General features: G+C 73.7%; 11 protein-coding genes. 6 read left to right on the top strand and 5 right to left on the bottom strand.

The window, feature by feature from the left end; genetic code table 11:
- The first annotated feature begins 2 nt into the window (after positions 1-2).
- The 4 genes from IF22_RS0114210 (at position 3) to IF22_RS0114195 (ending at position 6,811) form a co-directional block, all read left to right on the top strand.
- Complete coding sequence (locus tag IF22_RS0114210; protein ID WP_030332068.1) at positions 3-1,448, top strand: dihydrolipoamide acetyltransferase family protein; 1,446 nt, start codon at positions 3-5, stop codon at positions 1,446-1,448.
- A gap of 218 nt (positions 1,449-1,666) precedes the next feature.
- Complete coding sequence (locus IF22_RS35405; RefSeq protein WP_165435866.1) at positions 1,667-1,804, top strand: hypothetical protein; 138 nt, start codon at positions 1,667-1,669, stop codon at positions 1,802-1,804.
- Positions 1,805-2,148: 344 nt separating this feature from the next.
- Entirely contained in the window at positions 2,149-4,851 is a 2,703-nt protein-coding gene (locus IF22_RS0114200) for an LppU/SCO3897 family protein (RefSeq protein WP_030332066.1), read from the top strand.
- A 127-nt stretch (positions 4,852-4,978) separates the two neighbouring features.
- Complete coding sequence (locus tag IF22_RS0114195) at positions 4,979-6,811, top strand: NHL domain-containing thioredoxin family protein (protein WP_030332064.1); 1,833 nt, start codon at positions 4,979-4,981, stop codon at positions 6,809-6,811.
- Between the two features lie 34 nt (positions 6,812-6,845).
- Here the strand turns inward: IF22_RS0114195 and IF22_RS0114190 are convergent, their stop codons facing one another.
- The 3 genes from IF22_RS0114190 to IF22_RS0114180 are packed head-to-tail and all read right to left on the bottom strand — an operon-like array spanning position 6,846 to position 9,146.
- Entirely contained in the window at positions 6,846-7,595 is a 750-nt protein-coding gene (locus IF22_RS0114190; RefSeq protein ID WP_030332063.1) for a LamB/YcsF family protein, read from the bottom strand.
- Complete coding sequence (locus tag IF22_RS0114185) at positions 7,579-8,541, bottom strand: 5-oxoprolinase subunit C family protein (RefSeq protein ID WP_425339847.1); 963 nt, start codon at positions 8,539-8,541, stop codon at positions 7,579-7,581. The genes IF22_RS0114190 and IF22_RS0114185 overlap by 17 nt, the downstream gene beginning before the upstream one ends.
- The gene (locus IF22_RS0114180; RefSeq protein WP_030332059.1) at positions 8,439-9,146 is read right to left on the bottom strand and encodes a 5-oxoprolinase subunit B family protein; all 708 of its coding nucleotides are present in this window, start codon (positions 9,144-9,146) and stop codon (positions 8,439-8,441) included. The genes IF22_RS0114185 and IF22_RS0114180 overlap by 103 nt, the downstream gene beginning before the upstream one ends.
- A gap of 107 nt (positions 9,147-9,253) precedes the next feature.
- Between IF22_RS0114180 and trhA the strand changes: the two genes are divergently transcribed.
- Complete coding sequence (trhA, locus tag IF22_RS0114175) at positions 9,254-9,931, top strand: PAQR family membrane homeostasis protein TrhA (protein WP_030332057.1); 678 nt, start codon at positions 9,254-9,256, stop codon at positions 9,929-9,931.
- Positions 9,932-10,082: 151 nt separating this feature from the next.
- Here the strand turns inward: trhA and IF22_RS0114170 are convergent, their stop codons facing one another.
- Positions 10,083-10,370, bottom strand: coding sequence for a DUF6458 family protein (locus IF22_RS0114170; RefSeq protein ID WP_030332055.1), 288 nt, complete (start codon positions 10,368-10,370; stop codon positions 10,083-10,085).
- Between the two features lie 112 nt (positions 10,371-10,482).
- Between IF22_RS0114170 and IF22_RS0114165 the strand changes: the two genes are divergently transcribed.
- Positions 10,483-11,022 carry a SixA phosphatase family protein gene (locus tag IF22_RS0114165; RefSeq protein WP_030332054.1) on the top strand — a complete coding sequence of 180 codons (540 nt, stop codon included), beginning with the start codon at positions 10,483-10,485 and terminating at the stop codon, positions 11,020-11,022.
- Positions 11,023-11,079: 57 nt separating this feature from the next.
- Here the strand turns inward: IF22_RS0114165 and IF22_RS0114160 are convergent, their stop codons facing one another.
- Positions 11,080-11,349: a DUF6458 family protein gene (locus tag IF22_RS0114160; RefSeq protein WP_030332052.1), complete on the bottom strand. Its 270-nt coding sequence runs from the start codon at positions 11,347-11,349 to the stop codon at positions 11,080-11,082.
- Positions 11,350-11,382 lie beyond the last annotated feature (33 nt).

The following is an 11,382-nucleotide window of genomic DNA, read 5'->3' as shown; positions in this document are numbered from 1 at the left end:
GCATGTCCCGGATCAAGACGTTCAACCTGCCCGACCTGGGCGAGGGGTTGACCGAGGGCGAGATCCTGGCCTGGTTGGTCAAGGTCGGCGACACCATCGAGCTGAACCAGCCGATCGTCGAGGTGGAGACCGCGAAGGCGGCGGTGGAGATCCCGGCGAAGTGGGCCGGGCAGGTGCAGGCGATCCACCACCCGGAGGGCAGCACTGTCGAGGTCGGTACGCCGATCATCGCGATCGACACCGACCCGGGGGCCGGCCCGCTGGAGACGCCGTCGACCACTGCCACGCCCAGCGGTGACCTGCCCACCCCGTCGGCGGCTTCGCTGGCGGCGGTGGAGGTGGCACCGGCCGAGGGCATGGTCGAGCCCGGTCTGATCGGCGGTGCGGCCCCTGGTGGTCGCACGGCGGTGCTGGTCGGCTACGGCCCGCGTACCACCGCCGCGAAGCGCCGCCCCCGCAAGGGCGCGGTTCCCGCGCAGGCCGTGGCCGCTCCCGCACCGGCTGCGCCGACTGCACCACCGGTGGTGGCTCCGGCCCGCAACGGGCAGGCCGCGCTGACCGGTGGTGGCGTGCTCGCCAAGCCGCCGGTGCGCAAGCTCGCCAAGGACCTCGGGGTCGACCTCGGCACGTTGACCGGGTCCGGGCCGCTCGGCTCGATCACCCGGGAGGACGTGCAGCGGGCGGCGAACGGTGCGACCACCGTCGTTGCCGAGCCGATCGCGGCGACCACCGCGCCCAGCTTCGGCGCCGACCGGGAGCAGCGCATCCCGGTCAAGGGGGTTCGCAAACTGACCGCCGAGAACATGTCCCGCTCGGCGTTCACCGCCCCGCACGTGACGGAGTTCCTGACCGTCGACGTGACCCGGGCGATGAAGGCGCTGGACCGGCTGCGCGGCCGGCGGGAGTGGCGCGACGTACGGGTCTCGCCGCTGCTGCTGGTGGCGAAGGCGGTGCTGCTCGCTGTGCAACGGCACCCGATGGTCAACTCGACCTGGGCGGGCGACGAGATCGTGGTCAAGGAGTACGTCAACCTCGGCATCGCGGCAGCCACCGAGCGCGGTCTGATCGTGCCGAACGTCAAGGACGCCGGCCGACTCTCGCTGCGGGAGTTGGCGGACGCGCTGACCGATCTGGTGCAGACGGCGAAGTCCGGCCGTACCTCGCCGGCGGCCATGTCCGGCGGCACCCTGACCATCACCAACGTCGGCGTGTTCGGGGTGGACACCGGCACACCGATCCTGCCGCCGGGTGAGTCCGCGATCCTGGCGTTCGGCGCGGTGCGGGAGATGCCCTGGGTGCACAAGGGCAAGGTCAAGGTTCGCCAGGTCACCACGTTGGGGTTGAGCTTCGATCACCGGATCATCGACGGTGAGCTGGGTTCGAAGTTCCTGCGGGACGTCGGCGACTTCCTCACTGATCCGGAGGCGGCGCTGCTCGCCTGGACCTGATCGTTCGCGTCACCAGCCACGGCCGGTGTGCCACGGGTTAACGCCCGGCACACCGGCCGTGTCCGTTGGGCGACGGAACCATCGGTCAGGAGCCCCGTTGACCTTTGATTGTTAGGCAGGTGTCTCAGCTCACCTAATAATCGATGGAATTTCGCCGGCTTCTGCTGTTGAATAGATGCATCAGGGGCTGACAACCGAATAGCTAGGGGGACCCACCAATGAGCATGATCGAGCGAATCCGCAACCACCGCGACGCCACCCGCCGCGCCCGTGCCATCGAGCACGCGCTGCGCTCGGCGAACTCGCCGGCGGTCCGCGAGGAGATCCTCGTCATCGCCCAGCGTCACATGAGCTGACGCTCCACGACATTCCTCACCTCCTCCAGATCGATGGCCCACCCGGCCCACCGGGTGGGCCATCGGCGTTCAGCCGCCACCCACCACCGGGATTCCGCCCTGCCGCAGCGCCCGGTACGGTGGGCTTCGGTCGCCGCCCGCCGACCCGGCAGAGGCCGAGCCGACAGAAGCTGCTCGACACCAACCGGCCACGGTGAGTGACGGCCAGTGCTCCTTGGACGTGTCGTGCCACCACCCGATACCGTGCGGGGAGCCGGCACAGCGGTACGCCGGTGACGCCGGCAGCCACGCCGAGGAGACCGATCGGCACCGGCGAGCCGACATGTGATGGAGGAGGCGCACCCATGACGTCCGAGGGCCCGCACCGTTCCGGCCAAGAGCCGGACGAGGTGTCACCGGGCGCCGGCGGACCGGCGCCGTACGGCGACCGCCCGGCGCAGCCGGACAACGGCCAGAACGCCGCCGGCCCCGACCTGGGCTGGGCACCCCCGCCCCCGACACGGCCCAACCCGTCGGCGCCGGCATGGGCGACCCAGCCCGAGCAGCCACCGGCCCCCGCCTGGGGTGCCGCCGCTGCTCCACAGTCCAACGACCCGGCACAGCCCGCCTGGGCCGCTGGCGGTGGCGGGAGCGAACCGCCGCAGCAGCAGCCCGGTGCGTGGCCCGGCAACGACGGTGCCCCGGCTCCGGCGCAGCCCGACCCCTGGGCGGCGCAGCAGCAGGGTTGGACGCCCGCCGAGCAGAGCTCGCCCGCGCCGACCTGGACCCCGAGCGCCCCCGCCGAGCAACCGGACTGGGTGCAGGTCCAGCCGGCCGCGCGGGGCGCCGCACAGGTTCCGCCGGCCACCGCCGCCTGGCCCGCCCAGGAGGACCCGGCCGCCGGCTGGGGTGGCGCGGCGCAGCAGACCAACCCGCCCGCCGCCGACTGGCGCGGGGCCGAGTCCACCCAGTCCGACGCACCGCAGGCCGCCGCCTGGCCCGGCGGCGCTCAGCAGGAACAGGCCACCGGCAACGGCGGCTGGCCCGCTGGCGGCGCCCGGGACGACCAGCCGGTGTGGACGCCGGCCGAGCAGTCGCCACCGGCCTGGGGCCAGCCCGCCGAAGCAACCGAGCAGCCCGCCCCCGGCTGGGGTCAGGCCGCCCAGCCGAACACGGCCCGTGGCGCCGCCCAGGTCCCGGCCCCGACGACGACCTGGCCCGCCCAGGACGACCCGGCCAACTCCGGCGGGTGGGCCGCGCAGCAGCAGGCGCAGCCCGCAGCGTGGAACGACGGCAACGACGCGCGGCAGGACCAGCCCGCGCAGCCGACCCCCGGGCAGCCGGCCGCCTGGGGCGGTGCCGAGAGCCGCCCGCAACAGCCCGACTGGGTGCTGTCCCAGCCCGAGCAGCCGACCGAGCGGCCGGAGCAGGCAGCGTGGACCCCGCCGGAGCCGAGCAACCTGCCCGCCCGGGCCAGCGCCAGCGTGCCCACCAGCGGCGGCGCACCCAACTGGGCCGCCAGCCCGGACAACGCCGCGCAGGGCAACTCCGGCGCTGTGGCGGAGGTCGAACCGTGGGCGCCCGGTGAGGTGTGGGGCCGCGCGGAGGCCGAGGCTTCCGCCCAGGCCCGTGGCGGCTGGGAGGCGGACCGGGCCGACGAGGCACCGGCCTACCAGCCCGGTCCCGCACCGGGCATCTCACCGGCGAACGCGGTGCCGCTGCCTCCGCAGGAGCAGCGCGTGCCGGGCGCCAGCCTGGCTGCCGCCCCACCGGCCGACTACGCGCCCCAGGCCCAGTTCGCGCCGATCCCCGAGCAGCCCGCCTACGCCGAGCGGGAGACCCCGGACGCCGCCGCGCAGTACGGTGGCCGCCCCGAGGACTCCGCCGCGAGCGCCGCGGTGGTGCCCGCCCCGCGTACCTCACCGGAGTCCGGAGCGGGTCGTGCGGCGGTACCGGTGTCGGACGCCGAGTCGGCAGCCGGCGCGGCGGCCCGGGCCACGGCGAGCGCTTCGGTGCCGCTGGCCAGCCGGGTGATGCCCCCGACCGACCAGGCGATCCGACCGACCGGCACCGCCGCACCGCAACCTCGGGTGTACGGTCGCCCGGCTCGACCGGAGCCGGAGGCCGAGCCCGAGCCGGAGGCGTTCCAGGGCAACCCGGGCGGCGACCGTCAGGGTGCCCCGGAGTGGCAGAACGACGCGCCGCAGCAGGCCACGCCCGACTGGCAGAACGAGGGCCAGCGGCAGATCGCGCCCGACTGGCAGCACGACGCGCAACGGCAGGCGGGGTCCGGCTGGGGTGGCGACTCCCCGGCCGAGCCGCGCTTCGACGACCGGCAGCCCGCACCGAACCCGTTCAACGATGCCCCGTCGGCGCCGCCGGCGTTCCCGCCCGGTGTGCCGTCCTTCGTCGACGCCCCGGGTAACAACAGGCCCGTGAACGGCGTTCGGCCGCACGCCGGTGCCGACCAGCCGGCGGACCAGTTCGGCGGCCCCGGCTCGCCGGCCGCCGGCACCGTGAACGGGACGTCGACCTTCGGTGCGCCGACCTTCGGTGGCCCCGGTTCCGGCGGGCCCGGCTTCGGCGCGCCGGCGGCCGAACCGGTGTCGGGCAGCGGCTTCCCGCCGTCGTTCCCGCCGCCGGCGCAGTCCGCGCCGTCCTGGGGCCAGGAGGTCAGCCCGACGGACCAGGGCCGGTTCGACGCGTTCAAGCCGGACGCCGACGAGCCGAAGGTGGAAGCACCGGCGCCGAAGGTGCGCAACGGCCGGGTGCTGGCCGCGGTGCTGATCGCCGCGGTGCTCATCCTGGCGGTGCCGCTCGGTCTGCTGCTGCTGCTCGGCAAGGTCGGCGGGGACGACGCGCCGGCCTTCGACCCGGCGGTCGGCACCTGCGTGAAGCAGTCCGGCGAGGGCGGCGCCTCGGCGGCGGACTGTGGCGAGGCGGGTGCGTTCACGATCGTCTCGAAGGTGGACGCCAAGGAGAAGTGCACCGACACGACGCAGCCCCACGTGGTGCTGCCGGGTGACGGCAGCAACCGGGTGCTCTGCCTGAAGCCGGCCGCGAAGTAGCTGCACCGACGGCGGGGTCACGGGCAACCGTGGCCCCGCCGTCGTCGTACCCGCAGGTGGTGTCGGTGACCACCAAATCTCGCCCCCTCCGGCCGGGTGCGGGCCGATGGTCAGGCACGATGGGTGCATGAGCGCACGAGTACGGGCTCCCGAACTGCGCGGTCGGGGCTGGCTGAACACCGGTGGACGCGACCTCAAGCTCGCCGACCTTCGCGGCAAGATCGTCATCGCGGATTTTTGGACGTTCTGCTGTATCAACTGCCTGCACGTGCTCGACGAGCTGCGCCCGCTGGAGGAGAAGTACGGCGACGTGCTCGTCGTGATCGGCGTGCACTCGCCGAAGTTCGAGCACGAGAAGGACGCCGACGCGCTCGCCGCCGCCGTGGAGCGGTACGGGGTGCACCACCCCGTCCTCGACGATCCTGAGCTGGACATGTGGCAGCAGTACGCGGCCCGGGCCTGGCCGACCCTGTCGGTGATCGACCCCGAGGGTTACGTGGTGGCCACCATGGCCGGCGAGGGGCACGCCGAAGGGCTCGCCCGGCTGATCGACGAGTTGGTCGCCACCCACGAGGCCAAGGGCACCCTGCACCGGGGGGACGGCCCGTACGTCCCGCCGCCGGCACCGGAGACCGCGCTGCGCTTCCCGGGAAAGGCGACGCTGCTGCCGAACGGCAACCTGCTGGTCTCGGACTCGGCCCGGCACTCGGTGGTCGAGGTCGAGCCGGACGGTGAGACGCCGGTGCGGCGGATCGGCTCGGGTGAGCGGGGTCGGGCGGACGGGCCGGCGGCCACCGCGACGTTCTCCGAGCCGCAGGGCGTGTGCCTGCTGCCCACGCACGTGGCCGAGGTGGCCGGTTACGACCTGGTGGTGGCCGACACCGTCAACCACCTGCTGCGCGGCGTGCGGCTGGAGTCCGGCGAGGTGGTCACGGTGGCCGGCAGCGGCCGGCAGTGGCGCGCCGAGGTCGACGACCACGCCCACGACGCGCTCGCCGTCGACCTCTCCTCACCGTGGGATCTGGCCTGGTACGACGACAAGCTGATCATCGCGATGGCCGGTATCCACCAGCTGTGGTGGTTCGACCCGATCAAGCGGACCGCCGGCATGTACGCCGGCACCACAGTGGAGGCGCTGCGCGACGGCCCGCTGGCCGAGGCGTGGATGGCCCAGCCGTCGGGGCTCTCCGTCTCGGTCGACGGCACCCGGCTCTGGGTGGCTGACAGCGAGAGCAGCGCGATCCGGTACGTGGAGAACGGCGTGCTGGGCACCGCCGTCGGGCAGGGCCTGTTCGATTTCGGGCACGTGGACGGTCCGGCGGAGTCGGCGCTGCTGCAACACCCGCTGGGCGTGTGCGCGCTGCCGGACGGCTCGGTGCTGATCGCTGACACGTACAACGGCGCGGTGCGCCGCTTCGACCCGGACAGCAACCAGGTCTCCACCGTGGCGGACGGGTTGGCGGAGCCGAGCGACCTGGTGCTCACCCCGTCCGGTGAGGTGCTGGTGGTGGAGTCGGCCGCGCACCGGTTGACCCGGCTCGCGCCGGGTGCCCTGTCGGCGGCGGGGGCCAGCACGGTGGACGGCCCCCGGCACCGCACCGAGCGCAAGCCGACTGATCTCGCGGCCGGCGAGGTCACCCTGGACATCGTCTTCACCCCGGCGCCGGGGCAGAAGTTGGACGAGACGTACGGGCCGTCGACGCGGTTGGTGGTGTCGGCGTCCCCGCCGGAGCTGCTGGTGGAGGGTGCCGGGACGGGCACCGAGCTGTCCCGTCGGCTGGTGCTCAACGGCGAGGTCACCGCTGGCGTGCTCCAGGTGACGGCTCAGGCGGCGACCTGTGACGCGGACGTGGAGCACGCGGCGTGCCACCTGACCCGGCAGGACTGGGGCGTACCGGTCCGGGTGGTCGACGGTGCCGTGACGCGGCTGCCACTGGTGCTCCGCGGTCTGGACGCCTGACCTGGTCGGAGGGGCCCGCGCGGGGCCCCTCCGGTCAGGCGAACGGGGCGAGCGTGATGTCGGCGTCGATCAGGGTGGCGCGGACGAGTTCGGCTGCGGAGACCGCGCCCGGGGTGTCGCCGTGCACGCAGATCGAGTCGACCGAGCAGGGGATGACGGTGCCGTCGACAGCCACCACGCTGCGGTGCGTGGCCATCCGCACCGCCCGTTCGGCGACCTGCTCGGGGTCGGTGATCACCGCGCCCGGGGTGCCGCGCGGCACCAGCGCCCCGTTGGGCAGGTAGGCGCGGTCGGCGAAGGCCTCGGCCACCACCGGCAGACCGGCACCGACGGCGAGTTGGGCGAGGGTCGACCCGGGCAGGCAGAGCACCGGCAGCTCGGGGTCGTAGCCGGTGACCGCCGCGACCACCGCCGCCGCCTGGGATTCGTCGATGCTGGCCGCGTGGTAGAGCGCGCCGTGCGGCTTGAGGTAGCGGACCCGGGTGCGGAACAGCCGGCAGAACGCGTCCAGCGCCCCGAGCTGGTAGGTCACCTCGTCGCGGAGCTCGGCGAAGTCGTACGCGATGTGCCGCCGGCCGAAGCCGGCCAGGTCGCGGTAGCCGACCTGCGCGCCCACCGCCACCCCACGGTGCGCGGCGCCCTCGCAGACCCGCCGCATGGTGGACGGGTCGCCGCCGTGGAAGCCGCAGGCGACGTTGGCGGAGGTCACCAGGTCCAGCAGCGCGTTGTCGTCGCCGAGTCGCCAGATGCCGAATCCCTCGCCCAGGTCAGCGTTGAGGTCCATGGAATCTGACGGTAGTACCTGGCCGTGCCTGCGCGAGCGCTGTCACGTCGGTGACCACCCCGATGACGGGGTATCCGCCGGTGGTCGGATGGTCCGCGAGGAAGATCAGGGGTTGTCCGTCCGCCGGCACCTGTACCGCGCCGAGCACGATGCCCTCGCTGGGGAGTTCGCCGGCGACCGCGCGGGGCAGCGGCGCGCCGGCGAGGCGCGCGCCGACCCGGTTGCTCACCGGGCTGATGGTGTACGCGCTGCCGAAGAGCCGGTCGAACGCAGTCGGCGTGAACCAGTCCTCGCGGGGGCCGGGGCCGAGCGTCAGGTGCAGCTCCGGCTCGGGGTGGGCGCAGCTGGTCGAGTCGACCGGCGCGGGTGCGGCGACCGGTCTGCCCAGTGGCAGCCGGTCGCCGTCCCGCAGCGCAGGTGGGCCGAGCCCGGAGAGGGTGTCGGTGGCCCGGCTGCCGAGCACCGGTGGCACGTCGATGCCGCCCGCGACCGCCAGCCAGCTCCGTACGCCCCGGCGGGCGGGGCCGATCCGCAGCACCGTGCCGGCCGGCACGCTGAGCGGGCGTCCGGTGTCACCGGGCCGAGCACCCGCCTGGACCGGGACCTCGGCACCGGTGACCGCGACAGTGGTGGCCCGGGTCAGCCGCACTGTGCAACCGGTCAGGGTGATCTCCAGGCCGGCCGCGTGCTCCGGGTTGCCGACCAGCCGGTTGGCCAGCCGCAGGGCGGCCGGGTCGAGGGCGCCGGAGCGGGGTACGCCCAGGTGCGCCCAGCCGGGCCGGCCGAGGTCCTGCACTGTGGTGAGCGCGCCGGCGCGGAGCACCTCGATGGCGCCCGGGTGGGTCACGCCGCCACCATCCGGACGGTGGTGCCCGGGTTGAGGCGGGCCGGCGGATCGGCGGCGACGTCGAACAGCACCAGGTCGGTCCGGCCGACCAGCTGCCAGCCGCCGGGCGACGCGCCCGGATAGATGCCGGCGTACGGGCCGGCCAGCGCGACCGAGCCGGCCGGGACCCGGGGTCGGGGCGTGGCCAGCCGGGGCAGCGCCAACTCGGCGGGCAGCCCGGTCAGGTAGGGAAAGCCGGGGGCGAAGCCGCAGAACGCGACCCGGAACCTGGTGCTGGTGATCCGCTGCCGCACCGCTGACACGTCCACGCCCCAGTGGTCGGCCACCGCCGGCAGGTCCGGCCCGTCGAAGGAGACGGGCACGACCACGTCCGCCGCGTCGGCGTCGGGGTTGGCGGCGGCGCTGGCGTCGGCGTCGGCGTCGGCGTTGTGGCCTGCGGCTCTGGTGTGCTCGGGGCCGGTGGCCGCGGCGGCGACGGCGGACGCCCATCGGGTCAGCTGCCGGGCGGTGGCGGTCGGGTCGGGCAGGCCGTCGAGCAGCACGGTCCGGGCCGCCGGCACGATCTCGACGGCGATCAGGTCGCCCCGTTCCCGACGCCGCCACAGTTCGCTGCGCCACGCTTCGACGAGCGCGGCCTCGGGGACGTCGGTGGGCGTGGTGCAGTCGAGGAGCAGGGCGTGCGCCCCGACCGGTCGGATCCGCATCCGCTCATCCTCGCCGATGTGCCGCCGATCCGGTGTTCACGGTGATGGTGCCCGGTGTCACCAACGCCACTACTTACAAGTAACCTACGGTGTCGTAACCTGGCTAGGTGACCACCTCCGCCCCGCTTCGCCTGAAGCCGGTCGACATCGGTAAGCCTCGGATGCGCGGCTGGCTCCACACGTACGCCTTCTTCGTCGCCGTGGTCTGCGGCATCGTGCTCTGCTCGATCGCCGCCACCAGGCCGGGATGGGCGCCACTGGTGAGCTGCCTCATCTACAGCCTGACGGTCTGCGGGCTCTTCGGCACGAGCGCGTTGTACCACCGTCGGGTGTGGTCGGAGCGCGGCTACCAGCTGATGCGCCGGATGGACCACTCGATGATCTTCGTGTTCATCGCCGGCACGTACACACCGCTCTGCGTGATGCTGCTCGCGCCCCGGCCTGCCACGGTGATGCTGGCCCTGGTCTGGGGTGGCGCGCTGGCCGGCGTGGCGGTCAAGGTGGTCTGGCCGCACGCCCCGCGCTGGGTGTCCGCGCCGCTCTACCTGGCGCTGGGCTGGGTGGCGGTGGCCATGCTGCCGGAGATCCTGCACGGCGGCGGCGTCGCGGCGCTGGTGCTGCTGGTCGTCGGCGGCGCGATCTACAGCGTGGGCGCGGTCTTCTACGCGTTGCGGCGGCCCAATCCGTGGCCGACCGTCTTCGGCCACCACGAGTTCTTCCACGCCTGCACGCTGCTGGCGGCGCTCTGTCACCACATCGCCATCTACTTCGCGCTTTTCGCCTGACCCGAACTCCGGGATCGGCGGCTCCCCCGGGATCGGGCACCGCATCCCACCTCACGATCCGCGGGGGCGCGGGGGCGCGGCTCCGAAGCTGGGGCCGAACGCGAGCCGGGGCCCCGCGACGCTGCGGGACCCCGGAGTGCGTGAGCGAGGATCAGACCGGTCGGCCCGGCCTACGCACCTCGCGGTACTCCTGCACGACCTGGTCGTTCTGGACCGGAACGACCCGGTCGGCCACCACGCGCTCCTCGCGCACCGGCGCGGCGACCACCGCGCGGCGGCGGCTGCTCCAGAAGTAGAGGGTGACGAGCAGACCGGCGACGCCGGCCAGCATCAGCACCCAGCCGACCACTGACAGGTCAAGCCAACCCAGGTCGGCCTCCACTGCGAACGCGAAGATCGCGCCTATCGCGATCAAGAAGATGCTGCCACCAATGCCCATGTCTCGCTCCTCGGCTCGAACCTGGCGTACCTCGCGCCGCGGCCGTCGGTAGGGGTGCGGCATCCATCGACTTACCCCGGCACGGAGATCGCCAATCGGGCAAGCTGGGACCATGACGGACGCCGACCCCGACACACGGACACTGGTGTTGCTGCGGCACGCGAAGGCCGAGCAGGGCAACGACGCGGCGGACGACGCCGAACGGCCATTGAGCGCCCGCGGGACCGCCGACGCGGCCGCGGCGGGGGCCTGGTTGGCGCACCACGGGCTGCTGCCCGACGTGGTGATCTGCTCGACGGCCCGCCGCACCCGGCAGACCTGGCACGGCGTGGCGATGGGGATGACCGGTTCCCCGCCGGAGGGTGGCCCGACCGGTCCCCGCCCGACCGTCCGTTATGAGCCGGGCGCGTACGACGCGCACCCCGAGGAGTTGTTGTCGCTGGTCCGCACGGTGGACCCGGCGGCCCGCACGGCACTGCTCATTGCTCACAATCCAGGCATCTCGCTGCTCTCGGCGCTCTTCGACCCCGAGGGTGTCGACGACGGGGGGTTGCGCACCGCCGAGTTGGCGGTACACCGCTGCCCGGTCGGCTGGTCGCAGTGGAGCAGGGCGGGAGCGCCGCTCACGGCCCGCCACACCGCACGCGACTGAGCCACCCGCCGGCAGTCGACGGGTGGCTCAGCGGTACGCGTCCAGCCTGGGTGGGGATCAGGACGGCGGCGCGGTCGGTGGCGGCGGGTCCGGCGGTGGCGGCATCATCGCCGTCGGATGAGACAGCCGGTTCTCCTCCACGATGAGGGTTCGGGCCCGCTTGCGCCGGTCCTGCCAGAACCAGAGCGTGGTCAGCAGGACGGCCAGCCCAGCCAGGATGAACACCCAGCCGACCGCGCGTACGTCGATCCACCAGACGTTGGCTCTCAGCGCGAAGGTCAGGATCGCGCCGATCGCGATGAGAAAAATGCCGCTACCTACACCCATGTGCGCTGCACTCCCCCGTGCGGTGGCTCTGGG

This window comes from Micromonospora parva (assembly GCF_000718515.1).
In the GTDB taxonomy this organism is placed as follows: Bacteria; Actinomycetota; Actinomycetes; order Mycobacteriales; family Micromonosporaceae; genus Micromonospora; species Micromonospora parva.
Note: the sequence above shows the minus strand (reverse complement) of the source record. Positions and strands in the feature narration are given on the sequence as shown.

Coding starts and splice junctions, on each gene's coding strand:
- IF22_RS0114210 (WP_030332068.1), top strand. CDS start 3: ATGTCCCGGATCAAGACGTTCAACCTGCCCGACCTGGGCGAGGGGTTG.
- IF22_RS35405 (WP_165435866.1), top strand. CDS start 1,667: ATGAGCATGATCGAGCGAATCCGCAACCACCGCGACGCCACCCGCCGC.
- IF22_RS0114200 (WP_030332066.1), top strand. CDS start 2,149: ATGACGTCCGAGGGCCCGCACCGTTCCGGCCAAGAGCCGGACGAGGTG.
- IF22_RS0114195 (WP_030332064.1), top strand. CDS start 4,979: ATGAGCGCACGAGTACGGGCTCCCGAACTGCGCGGTCGGGGCTGGCTG.
- IF22_RS0114190 (WP_030332063.1), bottom strand. CDS start 7,595: ATGGACCTCAACGCTGACCTGGGCGAGGGATTCGGCATCTGGCGACTC.
- IF22_RS0114180 (WP_030332059.1), bottom strand. CDS start 9,146: ATGCGGATCCGACCGGTCGGGGCGCACGCCCTGCTCCTCGACTGCACC.
- IF22_RS0114170 (WP_030332055.1), bottom strand. CDS start 10,370: ATGGGCATTGGTGGCAGCATCTTCTTGATCGCGATAGGCGCGATCTTC.
- IF22_RS0114165 (WP_030332054.1), top strand. CDS start 10,483: ATGACGGACGCCGACCCCGACACACGGACACTGGTGTTGCTGCGGCAC.
- IF22_RS0114160 (WP_030332052.1), bottom strand. CDS start 11,349: ATGGGTGTAGGTAGCGGCATTTTTCTCATCGCGATCGGCGCGATCCTG.